Origin of the sequence: Pseudooctadecabacter jejudonensis, assembly GCF_900172275.1 — a bacterium.
Classification (GTDB): domain Bacteria; phylum Pseudomonadota; class Alphaproteobacteria; order Rhodobacterales; family Rhodobacteraceae; genus Octadecabacter; species Octadecabacter jejudonensis.
In genome coordinates this window covers 328549-345054 of sequence record NZ_FWFT01000001.1, presented here as the reverse complement: position 1 = coordinate 345054, position 16506 = coordinate 328549, and the positions used below count along the sequence as shown (strand labels likewise).

At 59.4% G+C, this 16506-nt stretch carries 20 protein-coding genes; 9 read left to right on the top strand and 11 right to left on the bottom strand.

Annotation, left to right across the window (positions count from 1 at the left end; all coding sequences use genetic code 11):
- Window positions 1-78: 78 nt before the first annotated feature.
- The 5 genes from PSJ8397_RS01700 (at window position 79) to PSJ8397_RS01680 (ending at window position 4528) form a co-directional block, all read left to right on the top strand.
- Window positions 79-936 carry an ATPase gene (locus tag PSJ8397_RS01700; RefSeq protein WP_085862825.1) on the top strand — a complete coding sequence of 286 codons (858 nt, stop codon included), beginning with the start codon at window positions 79-81 and terminating at the stop codon, window positions 934-936.
- A gap of 52 nt (window positions 937-988) precedes the next feature.
- Complete coding sequence (locus tag PSJ8397_RS01695; RefSeq protein WP_085862824.1) at window positions 989-1954, top strand: homoserine O-succinyltransferase; 966 nt, start codon at window positions 989-991, stop codon at window positions 1952-1954.
- Between the two features lie 64 nt (window positions 1955-2018).
- Window positions 2019-3017 carry an alpha/beta fold hydrolase gene (locus PSJ8397_RS01690; protein WP_085862823.1) on the top strand — a complete coding sequence of 333 codons (999 nt, stop codon included), beginning with the start codon at window positions 2019-2021 and terminating at the stop codon, window positions 3015-3017.
- A gap of 25 nt (window positions 3018-3042) precedes the next feature.
- A complete protein-coding gene (gene ppk2 / locus PSJ8397_RS01685) occupies window positions 3043-3918 on the top strand; it encodes a polyphosphate kinase 2 (RefSeq protein WP_085862822.1) in 876 nt (291 codons plus the stop codon).
- Entirely contained in the window at window positions 3911-4528 is a 618-nt protein-coding gene (locus PSJ8397_RS01680) for a TetR/AcrR family transcriptional regulator (protein ID WP_085862821.1), read from the top strand. Before ppk2 ends, PSJ8397_RS01680 begins: the two co-directional genes overlap by 8 nt.
- A 117-nt stretch (window positions 4529-4645) precedes the next feature.
- Here the strand turns inward: PSJ8397_RS01680 and PSJ8397_RS01675 are convergent, their stop codons facing one another.
- From PSJ8397_RS01675 to PSJ8397_RS01660, 4 genes are all read right to left on the bottom strand, one after another.
- On the bottom strand, window positions 4646-5320 hold the full coding sequence (locus PSJ8397_RS01675; RefSeq protein ID WP_085862820.1) for an FAD-binding oxidoreductase: 675 nt from the start codon (window positions 5318-5320) through the stop codon (window positions 4646-4648).
- Window positions 5321-5426: 106 nt separating this feature from the next.
- Window positions 5427-5912: a 30S ribosomal protein S9 gene (gene rpsI / locus PSJ8397_RS01670; RefSeq protein ID WP_085862819.1), complete on the bottom strand. Its 486-nt coding sequence runs from the start codon at window positions 5910-5912 to the stop codon at window positions 5427-5429.
- Window positions 5912-6373 carry a 50S ribosomal protein L13 gene (rplM, locus tag PSJ8397_RS01665; RefSeq protein ID WP_085862818.1) on the bottom strand — a complete coding sequence of 154 codons (462 nt, stop codon included), beginning with the start codon at window positions 6371-6373 and terminating at the stop codon, window positions 5912-5914. Before rplM ends, rpsI begins: the two co-directional genes overlap by 1 nt.
- 148 nt (window positions 6374-6521) lie before the next feature.
- Window positions 6522-7925: an aminotransferase-like domain-containing protein gene (locus tag PSJ8397_RS01660; RefSeq protein ID WP_085863447.1), complete on the bottom strand. Its 1404-nt coding sequence runs from the start codon at window positions 7923-7925 to the stop codon at window positions 6522-6524.
- A 96-nt stretch (window positions 7926-8021) separates the two neighbouring features.
- Here PSJ8397_RS01660 and PSJ8397_RS01655 point away from each other — a divergent pair, with 96 nt between their 5' ends.
- Window positions 8022-8249 carry a DUF1127 domain-containing protein gene (locus PSJ8397_RS01655; protein ID WP_085862817.1) on the top strand — a complete coding sequence of 76 codons (228 nt, stop codon included), beginning with the start codon at window positions 8022-8024 and terminating at the stop codon, window positions 8247-8249.
- Between the two features lie 55 nt (window positions 8250-8304).
- Here PSJ8397_RS01655 and PSJ8397_RS01650 read toward each other — a convergent pair whose 3' ends face one another.
- Window positions 8305-8727: a PaaI family thioesterase gene (locus tag PSJ8397_RS01650; protein ID WP_085862816.1), complete on the bottom strand. Its 423-nt coding sequence runs from the start codon at window positions 8725-8727 to the stop codon at window positions 8305-8307.
- A gap of 56 nt (window positions 8728-8783) precedes the next feature.
- On the opposite strand from PSJ8397_RS01650, the gene PSJ8397_RS01645 reads away from it, so the two are divergent.
- Complete coding sequence (locus tag PSJ8397_RS01645) at window positions 8784-9566, top strand: enoyl-CoA hydratase (protein WP_085862815.1); 783 nt, start codon at window positions 8784-8786, stop codon at window positions 9564-9566.
- 175 nt (window positions 9567-9741) lie between these two features.
- Here PSJ8397_RS01645 and PSJ8397_RS01640 read toward each other — a convergent pair whose 3' ends face one another.
- The 3 genes from PSJ8397_RS01640 to PSJ8397_RS01630 form a co-directional block, all read right to left on the bottom strand.
- The gene (locus tag PSJ8397_RS01640; protein ID WP_085862814.1) at window positions 9742-11211 is read right to left on the bottom strand and encodes a carboxypeptidase M32; all 1470 of its coding nucleotides are present in this window, start codon (window positions 11209-11211) and stop codon (window positions 9742-9744) included.
- Between the two features lie 3 nt (window positions 11212-11214).
- Window positions 11215-12363 (bottom strand): heme A synthase, encoded by a 1149-nt coding sequence (gene ctaA, locus PSJ8397_RS01635; RefSeq protein WP_085862813.1) that lies wholly within the window; start codon window positions 12361-12363, stop codon window positions 11215-11217.
- Between the two features lie 226 nt (window positions 12364-12589).
- Window positions 12590-13330, bottom strand: a complete 741-nt coding sequence (locus tag PSJ8397_RS01630) for an RNA methyltransferase (protein WP_085862812.1) — start codon at window positions 13328-13330, stop codon at window positions 12590-12592.
- A 102-nt stretch (window positions 13331-13432) separates the two neighbouring features.
- Here PSJ8397_RS01630 and PSJ8397_RS01625 point away from each other — a divergent pair, with 102 nt between their 5' ends.
- Complete coding sequence (locus PSJ8397_RS01625; RefSeq protein ID WP_085863446.1) at window positions 13433-14065, top strand: thiamine phosphate synthase; 633 nt, start codon at window positions 13433-13435, stop codon at window positions 14063-14065.
- Here the strand turns inward: PSJ8397_RS01625 and PSJ8397_RS01620 are convergent.
- The 3 genes from PSJ8397_RS01620 to PSJ8397_RS01610 form a co-directional block, all read right to left on the bottom strand.
- The gene (locus PSJ8397_RS01620; RefSeq protein ID WP_085862811.1) at window positions 14062-14895 is read right to left on the bottom strand and encodes a lysophospholipid acyltransferase family protein; all 834 of its coding nucleotides are present in this window, start codon (window positions 14893-14895) and stop codon (window positions 14062-14064) included. The genes PSJ8397_RS01625 and PSJ8397_RS01620 overlap by 4 nt on opposite strands.
- A complete protein-coding gene (locus tag PSJ8397_RS01615) occupies window positions 14892-15647 on the bottom strand; it encodes a GNAT family N-acetyltransferase (protein WP_085862810.1) in 756 nt (251 codons plus the stop codon). The genes PSJ8397_RS01620 and PSJ8397_RS01615 overlap by 4 nt, the downstream gene beginning before the upstream one ends.
- 74 nt (window positions 15648-15721) lie before the next feature.
- Window positions 15722-15871 (bottom strand): DUF3553 domain-containing protein, encoded by a 150-nt coding sequence (locus tag PSJ8397_RS01610; RefSeq protein WP_085862809.1) that lies wholly within the window; start codon window positions 15869-15871, stop codon window positions 15722-15724.
- A 46-nt stretch (window positions 15872-15917) separates the two neighbouring features.
- Here PSJ8397_RS01610 and PSJ8397_RS01605 point away from each other — a divergent pair, with 46 nt between their 5' ends.
- Window positions 15918-16505 carry a histidine phosphotransferase family protein gene (locus PSJ8397_RS01605; protein ID WP_143515317.1) on the top strand — a complete coding sequence of 196 codons (588 nt, stop codon included), beginning with the start codon at window positions 15918-15920 and terminating at the stop codon, window positions 16503-16505.
- Window position 16506 lies beyond the last annotated feature (1 nt).

Genomic DNA, 16506 nt, shown 5'->3' with positions numbered 1-16506 from the left:
ATCCACACTTAAAGAACCCCGAACATTGCGTTCGGGGTTTTTTATTGCCCTCACCTTCGCGCCGCCGTAGCAGGGGATATGTTGTATTCTTCCGCCTCTGACTGGACCGCAGCCGCACAAAAACGTGTCGTGATTTTCGCCATGTCGGGCCTTGGGAAAACCCATGTGTCCAACATGTTGCGCGACACGGGCGACTGGTTTCACTACTCCGTCGATTACCGCATCGGCACGCGTTACATGGGCGAATACATCGCCGACAATGCCAAGCGTGAGGCGATGAAGAACCCGTTCCTGCGCGATTTGCTGATGTCGGACAGTATCGACATCAAATCCAACATCAGCTTCGACAACCTGACGCCTGTCAGCACCTATCTGGGCAAGCCGGGCAATCCGGATCTGGGCGGGCTTCCGATGCAGGAATATACACGCCGCCAACAGCAGTTCGAACAGGCCGAAATCAACGCGTTGATGGACACCGGCTATTTCATCGACCGCGCGCAGGCGCTTTATGGCTATCCGCATTTTGTTTGCGACACCGGCGGGTCCCTGTGCGAATGGGTGGATCCTGCCGACCCTAAGGATCCGGTGTTGACCCATCTGTCCGACCGTTGCCTGATGGTCTGGATCAAAGGGTCCGACGCCCATACCGCCGACCTGATCCGCCGCTTTGACAAGGCCCCGAAACCCATGGCCTACCGCCCAGACTTTCTGGAAACCGGCTGGATAACCTATCTGGACGAGACCGGACAGGCCGAGGCGGATGTCGATCCTGATGCCTTCGTCCGCTGGACCTATGCGCGCGCGCTTGCCCATCGCGACCCCTTGTATGCTGCCATCGCCCAAAACTGGGGCATCACTGTTGAGGCCGCCGATATGGCCACTGTGCGCGATCAAGCAGACTTTACCCAAGTCATCGCCGCAGCCCTTGAGGGGTAGCGCGCAAAGGCCTACATCCCTCTCTCTCACGTCAGTCACAGGACCCAAATCAATGCCCATCCGCCTGCCCCGATCCCTGCCCGCCTATAACGTCCTGTCGGATGAAGGTGTGATGGTGATGGGCCAGTCTGCGGCGGATCAACAAGACATCCGTCCGCTGCGCATTGGCCTGCTGAACCTGATGCCCAAAAAGATCCAGACGGAGAACCAATTTGCGCGGCTGATCGGGGCCACGCCATTGCAGATTGAACTGACGTTGATCCGCATGTCTGAACACGAAAGCCGCAACACCGCAGCGTCGCACATGGAAGAATTCTACCGCACCTTTCAAGAGGTGAAGGATCAGAAATTTGACGGGCTGATCATCACAGGTGCCCCCATCGAACATCTGGATTTTGAGGATGTGACCTACTGGGATGAATTGACCGAGGTCATGGACTGGACCCAGACCAACGTGCATTCCACCTTCGGCGTCTGCTGGGGCGGCATGGCGATGATCAACCACTTCCACGGTGTCAAGAAATACGTCCTCGATCATAAGTTGTTCGGCTGTTACCGCCACATGAACTTTGCGCCGCAAAGCCCTTATTTGCGGGGGTTTTCTGATGAATTGGCCATGCCCGTCAGTCGCTGGACGGAAATGCGCCGAGACGAGATTGAGGCTGCGGGCCTTCCGATCCTTCTGCATTCCGGCGATGTCGGTCCCGCCTTGGTTGAAGACCCAGCCCACCGCGCGATCTATGTCTTCAACCACTTCGAATACGACAGTGACACGCTGGCGCAGGAATACGAACGTGATCTGGCTTCAAACCAGATTGAGGGCGCTGAAATTCAACTGCCTGTGGATTATTTCCCGAACAATGATCCGTCTCAAACGCCGCCCAACCGGTGGCGCAGCCATGCGCACCTTCTGTACGGCAACTGGATCAGCGAAATTTATCTGACGACGCCCTATGACATCGACCAGATCGGCCTCAGCAGCACGGATCTGCGAAAAACGGGTGCCGTAGCGGAATAAGTGAAACTTGTGGCGGGCCCTTTGCGTTCTTTCCTTCCACCCTTATGTTAAAAGGTGACACATCATGAAGGTGCGCACATTGGCCCTGAAACTTATTGCTACACTCTCTGTTGCTGCCCTTGCGGGCTGTGCGGTTCTGACGGACCGTCAGGCCTCGTCCCGCACGCAAGCGGCTGAAACTGAATTCCCGCCCGAAGGCCAGTTCATCAATGTGGACGGTCGACAGGTCCATGCGGTGGTTGCTGGCCGCGGCCCGGATGTCATTTTGATCCACGGTGCGGGCGGCAACACACGTGAATTTACCTTTAGTTTCATGGACCGTTTGACAGACCGATACCGTGTCACCGTCTTTGACCGGCCTGGCATGGGCTACACCGACCGGGCATCGGCCGACTACGAAGGCGCGTTCACCGCCGCCGCCGAAAGCCCTGCAGAACAGGCCGCCATGCTGCACGCAGCGTCGCGTCAGCTGGGCATAGAACGCGCGATTGTGGTCGGCCATTCCTACGGTGGCGCCGTTGCGCTGGCGTGGGCATTGAACCACCCCGAGCAAACCGCGGGCGTCGTCAATCTGGCCGGTGTCTCCCACCCCTGGCCGGGGGATTTGGGGGCCTATTATACGGTCAACGGCTCTGCCGTCGGGGGCGCGGTCGTGCCCCCCTTGATCGCGGCCTTTGCGTCGGACGCGCGAATTGAGGACGCCGTGGCAGGCATCTTCGCCCCGCAGCCGGTGCCTGAGGGGTATATTGATCACATCGGGGCGACGCTCACGATCCGCCCTGACAGCTTCCGCGCCAACACACGGCAGGTGAACACCCTGCGGCCCCATATTGTGGAAATGTCCCGCCGCTACGCGGAGGAGCTGACGATGCCGATTGAAATTTTACACGGCGACAAGGACACAACCGTCCCCCTCGACATCCACTCCATCCCGCTGGAACGGGTGGCACCCAATGCGACTTTGACTGTCCTGGAGGGCGTGGGGCATATGCCACACCACGCAGCCCCTGACTTGGTCGAACAAGCGATTGATCGCATTGCCGTCGCAGCCGACCTAGGCTGACGCGGCAGCCCAAAAGGAGAGCCCTATGCCCAACCTGCCCTTTGACGGTGAAATCACCCGCTATTTTCGCGAAGACGCGCCCGATGCCGTCCGCAAAGAGATTGAAACAGCAAAGAAGGGTGAAATCCTCTCGGCCTCAGGCTTTCCTTACGACAAACGCTGGAAACGCAGCGCGTATGAGGCCGCGCTGGACGGGCTGCAGATCGAATTGGTCAAAATGCAGGCTTGGGTGAAAGACACCGGTCAACGCGTGGCAATCGTGTTCGAGGGCCGCGATGCTGCTGGCAAAGGCGGAACGATCAAGCGGTTTCGCGAAAACCTGAACCCGCGCGGCGCACGGGTTGTCGCCCTGTCCAAACCCACGGAGACGGAACAAGGCCAGTGGTATTTTCAACGCTACATCCAGCATTTTCCCACAGCGGGTGAGATCACTTTTTTTGACCGCAGTTGGTACAATCGCGGTGTCGTGGAAAAGGTTTTTGGTTTTTGCGACGATCGGCAGCGGGCCAAGTGGTTCGAACAGGTGAACCCCTTTGAACAGATGTTGGTGGATGAAGGGATCAAGCTGTTCAAAGTCTGGCTGAACGTGGACCGGGCAGCGCAGCTGTCGCGGTTTCTGGACCGTGAGGGGGATCCGCTGAAACAGTGGAAGCTCTCTTGGATTGATGTTGAGGGCCTGAAAAAGTGGGACGATTACACAGCCGCCATCACCGAAACCCTTGATCGTACCCATACCACCGCCGCCCCGTGGCATGTGATCCGCAGCGCCGACAAACGCCGCGCCCGCGTGAATGCGATCCGCTGCGTGCTGTCGCAACTGGATTACACCGGCAAGGACGCGGACGCCCTAGGCAAGATTGATCGGGCCATTTTGGGCGGGCCGGAGATGCTGGGTGGCTAAACGCGGCTATCATCACGGCGACCTGAAACGGGCCTTGGTCGACGGCGCCCTGCGCCTGATCGAGGACAAGGGCCCGACTGGGTTCACTTTGTCCGAGGCCGCCCGGGAGGCCGGCGTGACCCCCGCCGCCGTGTACCGCCATTTCGACGGACGCGACGATCTGATCGCGGAAGCCGCCCGTCAGGGGTATGAGATTTTCGCCGATCTGATGGAATACGCCTATGACAAGGGGCAACCTTCGGCGTTGGCGTCGTTCGAGGCGACGGGCCGCGCTTATCTGGCCTTTGCCCGCAAATATCCAGGCCACTATGTGGCGATGTTTGAAAGTGGCATTTCCATCCAACGCACGCCCGAACTGAACGATGTGGCGACCCGCGCCATGGGGGTGCTTGAACGGGCGGCGGTCGAGTTGTCAGAGCATATTCCCGAAGAAAAACGCCCGCCGCCCCAGATGTTCAGTGCGCATATTTGGGCCATGTCCCATGGTGTGGTAGAATTGTTTGCCCGTGGATCCCCTGGCACAAAGTCCCCCTTCCCGCCGGAAGATTTGCTGGAAACGGGGATCGGGGTGTATTTGCGCGGGCTGGGGCTGGTGCCGCCGGATAAATGAGTTCGAATGAGCTTTGCTCATCCGATCCGCGCCCCTGTCGGGGCGCAGTGGGGGCGCTGCCCCGCAGACCTGCGGTCTGCCCCCCGAGGTATTTGTGACCCAAAGAAACGGGGCACTTTATCCTTCGGTGACGATCCGCTCCGGGGCGACGCGCATGAAGGTCAAATTGTCTTTGACGTTCGACACCATTCCAGATGGGCCGCAGATGTAGAACATGTGGGTGCCCTCACCATGGCCGGCGACGAATTCGTTGGCGACCTCGAGACAGATCCGTCCATGGTCGAAGGGGTGTTTGTTTTCATCGCTCAGCACGTAGACCGTATCGAGGTCCGTCATGGCGTCCCATTCGTCTTTGAGGATCAGGCCGTCTTCGGTTTTGGCCGCAAGCACCAAGGTACACCCTTTCAGTGTGCCCTCTCTCGCGCGTTGACGCAGGATGGGAATGAACGGTGTGATGCCGGTGCCCCCCGCAAAGAAAACACCATTGCCTTTGTCCTTGATCGCGCCCCATGGATCCGTGATGCGTACATGTTCGCCCACCTGCAACGCGCCGATCTGTTCGGTGACACCGTTGTGGTCAGGATAGCTTTTGATGACGAATTCAAGGTGATCATCGTCGGGGAAGGACGTCATGGTGAAGGGGCGTTGTTCGTTTTCCCACCCCTCGCGCAGGACAGCCATGTCTGTGGCCTGGCCTGGAGTGAAGGTGAAGCCATCTGGTTTGGAAAATGTCAACTTACGGGTGTCGGGCGTCACCTGTTCGACGTGGCGCAGGATGATGTCATAGGGCATTCTTGTCTCCTTTGATCATCCAACGCCCAGCACCCCATCCCTGTTCCGCCAACCAAAAAGGGCGACCCGGGTGGGCCGCCCTTTCGCAATTCTGATGTCCAGCGGATTAACGCTTGGAGAACTGGAAGCTCTTACGGGCTTTGGCTTTACCGTACTTCTTACGTTCAACCACACGGCTGTCGCGGGTCAGGAAGCCTGCGGCCTTCAGGGCTGCGCGCAAGGACGGATCGAACAGCTGCAGCGCCTTGGAGATGCCGTGCTTGACCGCACCGGCCTGACCGGACAGGCCGCCGCCTTTGACGGTGGCAACCACGTCAAACTGACCAGACACACCTGCAACGTCAAACGGTTGACGCAGGATCATCTGCAGAACGGGACGTGCGAAATACGCGTCCTGATCCTTGCCGTTCACGGTCACTTTGCCGGAGCCCGGCTTGATCCAGACACGGGCCACAGCGTCTTTGCGTTTGCCGGTGGCGTAGGACCGGCCGAGATCGTCCTTGACGGGCTCACGGTTGATGGTCACGGCCTCTGGGGCAGCGCCTTCAGCGACCGCGCCCAATTCTTCGAGGGAGTTCACTTGATCGGCCATTATGCGGTCCTCGTATTCTTTTTGTTCATCGCTTTGACGTCGAGAACTTCTGGCTTCTGGGCGTCCATGCCATGCTCGGTGCCCGCGAAGACGCGCAGGTGCGTCATCTGCTTACGGGAGAGACGGTTGCCAGGCAGCATGCGCTTGACGGCCTGCATGACGACGCGCTCAGGGTGGTCACCCTCAAGGATCTCACCTGTGGTGCGCGACTTGATGCCGCCCACAGTGCCCGTGTGCCAGTAGTTTGGCTTTTCGCGCTTGTTGCCAGTCAGCTGTACCTTGTCGGCGTTGATGACGATGACGTTGTCGCCCATGTCCATATGGGGCGTGAAGGACGGCTTGTGCTTGCCGCGCAGCCGCATGGCGATGATAGAGGCAAGACGGCCCAGCACGACACCCTCGGCGTCGATCAGGATCCATTTCTTGTCAATATCCGCCGGAGTAGCAGAGAAAGTTTTCATGTATCTGTCCTAGTGGAGTAAGGACCCCAAAAGGGGCCCGCATGCGATGGGCTGCTTTTAGGGGGCTGCGGGGGCGTGGTCAACAGGACCGAACATGAAAGAATACTGCAATTTCAAAGGGTTATAAAAAAGGTATTATTTTACCCCATCAACTTTCCATCCCCCCTTGCGGGTTTGCCAGCAAAGTGTCCATTTGGCGCAAGGCTTGGGTGTAAAGAGCATCCGACACGCAGGTGCCAATGGCAAGCCGCACCGCATTGGGCGCGCGATCGTCTGGCAAAGCGAATTCATCCGCAGGTTTCACTTCGATCCCTTGGGCCTCACACGCCGACATAAACCGCGAGGCACGCCACCCCACTGGCAGGCTCAGCCAGATGAACGGCGCGTCTTCGCGCCAACGGATGTCCCAACGGCCCAATATATTGACAGCGATGCGCACCCGTTTGGCGATGGCCTGTGCCACCTGGCCTCGGATGCGCGCCGCTTGCCCGTTCTGGATCAGGGCCGCGCAAATATCGGTGATGGGCTGTGACACGCCGTAATGGGCACTTTGCGCCACTTGCCGCAGGGCCACCCCCTGCCCCAGCGGGGCCACCGCAAATCCGAACCGCAATGCGCCGCTGACCGATTTCGTAAGCGACGACACGTAATAGGTCTGTTCCGGCAAAATGGCGCGGTAGCTGGGCACGTCTGCCTTGGGCGAGGCATGGCAATCATCGTCAATGATCGACAGGTTCAAGGACCGCGCAACCTCTGCAATTTCGAGCTTACGGGCCAAAGGCGTCCGGATCACCGTAGGGCTATGCACCGACGGCGAGGTAATCAGGACCTGCCCGCCGTGCTCACGGTAAGCCGCGGCCAGAGCCTCCGGTATAATGCCATCCTCATCCATTGCCACACCAACGACCTTGGCGCGGAGCAAACGGGCGGCATGGCGCACGCCGGGATAGGCCAACTCTTCGGTGAGGATCACAGGCGCAGGCCCGCTGAGGATATTCAGAAGAGACAAGACAACCGCGTTCTGCGCGCCATTGGCCAGAACGATATGATCGGCATCCACGGCCCCTAAATCCGTTCCGGCCATCCAATCGATCACGGCCTCTCGCGCCTCAAGATCCGTTTCTTGCGTGGGGTAGTTGATGTGCCGCCGTCGATGAGACGCCGCGACCTCCATCATCACCGCATCAATGGCCCGCCCCTGCCCAACATCCGGCACGCGACTTGACCTGAAATCTGCGATCGTTTCGTCAACGGTGTTGATCAGCGGCACGTCAGGGGCGTGATGGGGCGGCGCCGTGCGATCCGCCACAAACGTGCCGCGCCCGACGCCAGCCGTCAATCGGCCCTCATCTGTCATAAGTTGATAGGCCCGCGCGACCGTGCCCGGGGTCACGCCGATCTGATAGGCCAACTCTCGCACCGGGGGCAGTTTTACACCGGGTTGCAATTGTCCCGATACAATGCCCGCACGGATGGTTTCAGCCAGCGCCTTATACTTGGATCGGCCAGTGCCTTCGATCTTCGGGAGCCATTTTGTATCAGGTACAATCATTTCGTTTACCCACGCTTTGCGGCTTTGTATCTCTATATCAGGCACAATGCCAATTTGTATCCATACAATCAACCCGTGACCGAAAAGGAACATCCCATGTCACACGCTCTCACCGATATCCGCCTGTCCGTTCTGTCCAATGCCGACCGCCTCCCCGCGCTCGCCAATTGGGCGGTGGTCGTCGCGGTTGCGGTGACGAAATGGGATGCCCGCCACCGCACGCGCAAACATCTGTCGAAAATGCCACACCATCTGCTGTCGGACGTCGGCCTCGATCCGGTCACCGCCGCCCGTGAGGCCGCCAAACCGTTCTGGCGCGACTGACCCGCGATCTTGGCCACGTCGAGACTGGGCCGGTTTTCAAACCGGCCTTTTTGGCTCAGCCCGTTGGTGGAATGGAGTACGTCAAAGACGCCCGCGCAACGGGCTTGTCCTGTGCCCCCTCGCTGAAAATGCGCCCTTCGCAGACGGCCAAGGCCCGCCCCAGTTTCAACAGCTCCATCCGGCAAATCAGCCGACCGGGCGGAGGTTTGCGCATGAAATCAATCGAACAATTCGTCGTCACCGCCAAGCCCACCGGGCCAAGCACACTCAGGATGCAGAAATAGGCGCAGACATCAGCCAGCCCAAACATTGATGGGCCAGACACCGTACCCCCTGGCCGCAAATGCTGATCAGAGGCGATCAACGCCATGGACACGACCGGCGGTGCAACCTCGACGAAGGCAAACATACCGGCGACTTGCGGAAAATCGCGGTCCAGAAAGGCCTGCAATGCGGCCTGATCCATCTTCATTTCCATGGCGTTTCCTTTCGTGCCTGCCTAAGGTTCCGTCAACTTTTGCCAAAGGACAAGACATGACCTTGCTGACCCGCACCGACGCCGACCATATCGCGCATCTGACGTTGAACAGCCCCGACAACCTCAATGCGCTCAGCGATGCGATGTTGGTCGCGCTGCAAACAGAACTGGATGCACTGAAAACCGACAAAACCATCCGCGCGGTGATCTTGTCCGGGGCGGGCAAGGCCTTCTGCGCGGGGCATGATCTGAAAGAAATGCAGGCCGCGCGACAAAATGCGGATGGCGGCACAGTCGCATGGCGCGATCTTTTTGATCGGTGTGCTACGATGATGCAGACCGTGCAGTCCCTGCCCCAACCCGTCATCGCACAGGTGCATGGCATTGCCACCGCCGCAGGCTGCCAATTGGTTGCCACCTGCGACATGGCTGTGGCCGCCGACACCACCCGCTTTGGGGTCAACGGCGTCAATATTGGCCTGTTTTGCTCGACGCCCATGGTCGCGCTGACCCGCAACGTCCCGCGCAAGCAGGCCTTTGAAATGCTCACAACCGGTCGTTTTCTCCTCGCCTCCGAGGCGCGCGAGATCGGGCTGATCAACCGCACCGTCCCCGACAGTGAACTGGCCCAACACACGCGCGATCTGGCCCTGACAGTGGCCCAAAAGCTCCCCGCCGCTGTCACCTATGGCAAAGAAGCGTTCTACGCTCAGGCACAGATGACAACCGCCGACGCCTACGCCTACACCGGCGATGTAATGGTGCAAAACATGGCTGACGTCCAAACCAACGAAGGCATCACGGCCTTCTTGGAAAAACGTCCCCCAAACTGGACCTAACCACGCCCCCGCCCAAACGCCCCTGCTTCTTTGGGTCATAAATACCTCGGGGGGCAGACCGCAGGTCTGCGGGGCAGCGCCCCTATTGCGCCCCGTCAGGGGCACCCGTCGGATGAGCAAAGCTCATTCGAAACCGCCAAGCGATCAGATTGGCAAAGCCAAAGCGAATTTAAGATCAGATGCCGTAAATCCCACGAAATTTCTTATCCAGATATCGCAACAACGGTGCCTCGCTCGGGGTGGCCCCATTCGCCTGCCCAATCAAATCACGTGGCGCATAAAGCCCCCCGTGACGTTGCACATTCTCGCGCAACCAATCGGTTGCAGGCGCAGTATTGCCCTCGGCCAATGCGCTGTCCAAATCCGGCACCGCGGCCCGCATCGCTTCGTTCAGACACCCTGCATAGACATTGCCCAACGAATACGTCGGGAAATACCCAAACAACCCGACAGACCAATGCACATCCTGAAGAACACCATTGCTGGCACGATCCACGGCAACCCCGAAATCCGCCTCAAACCGCTCGTTCCAAGCCCCTTCAAGGTCCTCAACCTCAAGATCCCGAGCAATCAACGCGCGTTCCAGGTCGAACCGCAACAGCACATGCAGATTATACTGCACCTCATCAGCTTCCGTGCGGATGTAGCCATTCTGCACACGGTTCACGCAGGCATAAAACGTATCCTCATCCGCGATCCCGAAATCGCCAAAGGCATCGCGCATCTGTCCATAAAGCCATCCCGTAAACGCACGGCTGCGCCCGATCTGGTTTTCGTAAATCCGGCTTTGGCTTTCATGCACCCCCATGGACACACCGCCCCCCAGGGGCGTTAGCAAATAGCGCCGGTCGATCCCTTGTTCATAGGCCGCATGACCCACCTCATGAATGGTCGAAAAAATGCAATTGAACGGGTCACTCTGTGACGTGCGCGTGGTAATCCGCACATCAAGGCCCGACCCGCTGGAAAACGGATGAACCGCCTTGTCCACACGCCCCATCGCCATGTCATAGCCAAAGACCTTGGCGATTTGGCGCGACAGCTTCATCTGCGCGCCTTCATCAAACTCACCCTGCAATTCAGGTGGCGCGGGCGCATCCAGAACAGCGGACCGCAACGCCACCAACCCCGGCCGCAACGCATCAAACATCGCCGCAAGCTCTGCCGCCGTGGCGCCGGGCTCATAATCGTCGAGCATGGCATCATAGACATCGCCCCCCGCCGAAAGCGCTGCCCCCTCCTCGCGTTTCAGCGCCACAACCTCGCGAAGAACAGGCGCAAAGGTTGCAAAATCGTCGACCTCCCGTGCCGCAGCCCACGTTCCCTGCGCCTCTGAGGTCACCCGCGCGATCTGTGCGGCAAGCTTCGCGGGCACTTTGCTGGCGCGCGTATAGGATCGCTTGATGTGGTGAAGCTGAGCGGCCTCAACCTCACCTACAGGCTCTGCCGCTTCAAGCCAGTCGGCCACACGCGGATCCGTCCTGCGCGCATGCAAAACGCCCTCCATCGCGGCCATCTCTTCGCCGCGCTGAGGGCCCGCGTCGCGGGGCATCATCGTTTCCTGATCCCAACCCAATCGGCCCGCCACTTGCGCCAACGCCTGTGTCTCGCGCTCAAACGCCATCAAATCTTCATAGGCTGCCATGTCTTATCCCCTTATGGATTGAGCGATCGGATACCGTGCCAGAAAACGCGCCCGCAAAATTGCGATCCACAGCACAACGGCTGTGAGCTGGTGTACAATCGCAATCTGCACCGGTGCCGAATAAAGAACTGTGAGGATCCCAATCACCATCTGAACCACCATCAAGGCAAGCATAGCATTAAAGCCGAACCGCGTCTGCGTGTTGGGCGACCGTCGCGCCCGCCACCACACGAAAACGGCAAAGGCCATCAACAGATAACCGGACATCCGGTGCACAAACTGCACCAATCCTGCGTCCTCAAAGAAATTGCGCCAAATTGGCGTTAACGAAAATGGGTCAGGTGGAAAGAACGACGCCCCTGTGCCCGTGGTCATCAACGGCCAGTTGGGGAAATTTCGTCCCGCATCAATGCCCGCCACAAGCGCGCCCAACAAAATCTGCACCAAGGCAAACCCCACAAGGACGCCCGAGAGCGTCACCAGCCCTGCATCCCCCGCACGCCGCGCCTGCATCAAATCAGCCTCTCGCCGGCCCAGCGAAAACGTGTACCATGCGATGAACCCAAGGATCACAAAGGCCAGCCCCAAATGGGTGGCCAACCGGTACGATGCCACGTCCAGCATGCCCTCTTGCAGGCCCGAATGCACCATCCACCATCCTATCGCCCCCTGCAAACCGCCCAAGGCACCAATAAACACCAGCCGTCCGGTCCATCCCGTGGGGATCTGTCGCCGCACAAGAAAATAAGCAAAGCCAAGCCCCCAGACGAGGCCAATAAACCGCCCCAACTGCCGGTGCCCCCATTCCCACCAGTAAATCACCTTGAACTCGGCCATGGACATACCTGCGTTTTGCTCGGTGTATTCTGGGATTTGCTTATAGGCCTCAAACTCGGCCTCCCACTGGGCCGCATTCAGGGGCGGCACAGACCCGGACAGCGGTGCCCATTCGGTGATCGATAGGCCGCTGTCCGTCAGACGCGTCAAACCACCCACGGTGATCATCACCACAACCAGCGCGAAAAGCATCATCAACCAGACACGGATCGCCCCACGCGCACCCCGCCCCTTGGCGTCAATCCCACCTGGGGCGGCCACCGGCTTTTGCGTCTCGCTGACCTCTTCGAAAATACTGCGCGGCTTGATTGCCATGTCTCACCTCTTGGCTTGTTGGGCGCAATCTATGCCGCGTGCCCCCCATGGGCAACCCGCGCACGAGGGCGCCGCCAAAGCGCCGCACCCCCCCTTCATCTGACCCCAAAAAACTCCCGCCGGAGGCTCCAACCCGAGCCAAACATCCAAGCCTCTATCCGCCGCGCCAGCGGCGCCCCCCCCGCCGTCCGCAGGACCAGATCGTGTCCGCAGGACCAGATCATCCCTACTTCGTTTTTCCGCGCAACAATTGACGCAGCGCCCCATGCAGCATCTGCACATCCGCCCGTGTCAGCGGCATCCGCGCCCAAAGGTTGCGCAGGTTCACCTTCATGTTCTCGGCCTTGTGGTCAGGATAAAAGAATCCCGCCTCCTCCAACCGGTCCTCATAATGACGTGCAAGGGCTTCGATATCACGGTGCTCCGCCACATCCGTGCGTTGGCCCTGCACGACAACGTCCGTCACCTCTTCGCAGGCGCGGCGCCATTCATAGCCGACAAGCAACACACATTGCGCAAGGTTCAGTGACGGAAAATCAGGGTTCACGGGCACGGTGATAATGGCCTGCGCATGGGCAATATCGGCGTTCTCCATACCTGATCTTTCGGGCCCGAACATCACCGCGACCTTCTCTCCGCGTGCGATACGTGCGGCGGCGTCGCGCATGGCGGCTTCAGGCGAAAACACGGGCTTGGTCAATTCACGCGGGCGGGCCGTGGTGGCATAGACATAGGTGCGGTCGGCCAGCCCCTCGGCCACGTCGCCAGCAACCTCCGCCTCATCCAATAGGCGTCCCGCGCCTGACGCCATGGCCACAGCGGACGGGTTTGGCCAGCCGTCGCGCGGGGCGACGATGCGCATGCGGTCCAGCCCGAAATTCCACATCGCACGGGCCGCCGCCCCGATGTTTTCACCCATCTGCGGGCGGATCAACACAAAGGCCGGTTGGGCGCGGTCGGTGGGCATGGTCAGGCTCCGTCATAGGAATTGCGCGCCCCCCTTAGCAGCCCCCTATCCAAAGGGCAATTTGGGCGCTATAGACGCGCGACACGACCAAGGATGACCGCCATGACTGACGATATCAACGCCCCCGATCATCCGCAGATCTATCTGATAACGCCCAGCGATTTCGAGCTCTCCAGTTTTCCTGACCAACTGGCGGCCTGTCTGGATACAACCGAAGTCGCCTGCGTCCGCCTTAGCCTTGGAACCAAAGACGAAGACCGCATTGCCCGCGCCGCAGACGCGCTTCGCATGGTCACCCATGACCGCGATGTGGCCCTGGTGATGGACACCCATATGCTGTTGGTCGAACGTCTTGGCCTTGATGGCGTGCACCTGACGGATGCGGCACGGTCCGTGAAAAAGGTCCGCAAGGATCTGGGTGAGGATGCGATTGTGGGCGCGTTTTGCCACAACTCCCGCCATGACGGTATGACAGCGGGTGAACTTGGCGCCGACTACGTCTCCTTCGGTCCCATCGGGCAATCCCCCTTGGGCGATGGCCGTCAGGCCGAACTTGAGTTGTTCGAATGGTGGTCGATGATGATCGAAGTGCCCGTCGTCGCTGAAGGCGTGCTTGACGCGGACCTGATCCGCCAGTTTGCCCCCCACACCGATTTCTTCGGGCTGGGCGATGAAGTCTGGTCCACCGACGCGCCGCAAGACACGCTCAAGGCCCTCGCCGCTGCGATGATCTAATCGTTCGCCACCTGCGACAGCCGCGCATGGCCCGCCCGCACCTGATCTTCCAAATGCGCGGCCAGGGCTTTTCGATTGGCAAAATCTGCAACCTGAACGGGCGGATGATACACAACCGTCACGCTGCCCTGTGGCGACGTGGCCAGCGTGGCAAACAAATGCGTCGCAAATTCCATATCGCCCCACCAACCATAATGACGCGCATCGGTGCCTTCGGGGGCCGTGTAGATCACCGACACGGCCTGCACCGACATATGATCGCGCAGACTGTCATCAAAAAACGCCGCAAACAAAGTGGGTTTGAACGTCAGGACCTGCCTGCCATCGGTGCTGGTGCCTTCGGGGAAAAACAACAGCTTGTGCCCATGGCGCAACCGGTCTTTGAAAACCTGGACTTGCGCCGCCGCTTCTCGTCGGTCGCGTGCAATAAACACCGTGCCCGTGGCCCGCGCCAGCCAGCCGATGCCCGGCCATTTTGCGACCTCGGCCTTGGACACAAAATAGATCCGCTTGGCCGCATTGAGGGCAAAGATATCAAGCCATGAGGAATGGTTTGCCACCACCGCACCGGCCCCCTCCATCGGCGTCCCCACTCGTCGGTAGCGGATGCCCATCAGGACAAAAGCCGTGCGGCACACAAACTGCGTAATGAAGGGCGTAACAGGGCGCCCTTGTCCAAACAACGGCCGTTCAATCAGCCGCACGACAAGCAAGATCAGCAAACAGCCAAACGTCACAAACGCCACCGCGCCGCCCCGCACCGCAAGGCGCAGCCAACCTAGGCCGGACACCTTATGGCTTGGCGGCAAATCATCCGATGTCCACGTCATGCCCGCGCCCCATAAATAGCCTTTTGCCGCGCAGACATGGCGGCAAGGTCCAAAATCAAACAGACATCCGTTGTGTTGAACGGCTGATCCACGAAAACACCCTGCCCCACGACCCCGCCAAGACGCAAATAGGCTTTGATCAAGGCGGGGACCTGTTTCATGGCGGCGATCCGGTCGATGTCTTTCACATCCGGCACCACCGCCCCGCCGCGGGCAGTGACGCGCAATGCTTCAGGCGCCATGTGGTCTTGCCACAACCGATGCAACGCAGGGGCCAAGCTGTGCAGATCGGTGCCATGAAAACTGGCCGCGCCGAACAACACCTCAACCCCTCTGGCGTCGATTTGTCGGGCCAACGCCTGCCACATTACAAGCATCGCGGTGCCCCCCCGATAGTCCGGATGCAGACAGGTGCGGCCCAATTCCAACATCGCCCGCCCCGAGGCGTGAAGCCGCGTCAAATCAAACTCCTCCTCAGAATAAAACCCACCAGCGGCCCTCGCGGCGGCGTTATCCATAAGGCGGTAAACGCCGACCACCTGATCATCTGCGGCCCGCGACTGGTCCACCAAAATCAACTGCTCACAATGAGCGTCGAAGGCGTCAATCTCTCGCCTGTTCGGATGATCCACCATGGGGCCATCTGCCCCCATTTCCTCAACAAAAACGGAGTATCGCAGCCTTTGCGCCGCTGCCACTTCGTCTGGGCAGGACGCAAGACGGGCAGAGAATCTGGGACGGCGTTCCATCATCTTTCACTTTGGGCGCAATATTCTTTCACGACCACTTGATTGTTAATCATGACTTACATACTCTGTTGGAAGTGTTAGGGAAAAGAGACAATCGTCAGCAAGACTTCGGCCTCGTTAATGACGACTTTTCCTACATTTTGAAAATTGATCGTAACTTTACCACCAACGGACGATTGTACCTGTCCTTCACCCCAGTCTGACTTCTGTGGATGTCTTACGATCATACCGGGCTGGAATAATGAGTGTTGCATATCTGAGACGGAGCCTCCTGTGCCAAACCTAAACGCCCTCATTGGCTCTCGTATTTGCCACGACCTCATTAACCCATTGGGCGCGATCAGCAATGGGTTTGAACTGCTGGGCCTTGCGGGTGTGGCCGAAGGCCCTGAGATGAACCTGGTGGGCGACAGTGTCGAAAACGCAACCGCACGTCTGAAATTCCTGCGCTTGGCCTTTGGTGCGGCCTCAGCCGATCAGCTTGTGTCACGGACTGAAATTCTGGGCACGCTTGAGGCCATCGCCCGTGGTGGCCGCCTTAGTTATTCGTGGAATGTCAGTGGCAGCACCAGTCGCCGCGATGCGCGAGTGGCTTTGCTGTCGATGATGTGCGTGGAAACCGCCCTGCCCATGGGGGGCGATATCACGGTCGATTACGATGGCGACACGTGGACGATCCAAACCCAGCACGACCGTTTGAACCTTGATCCCGCTCTTTGGGTCCCGCTGAGCAAGAACATCTGCCCAGAGGAGCTGACCCCCGCGCAGGTGCATTTCGGTGTGCTGCCGGAAATGTCGGCAGAGGCAAGCCGGATCTTGTCCCTCAGCCATGGGGCCGATTGGGTCAAGATCCAGTTCTGAC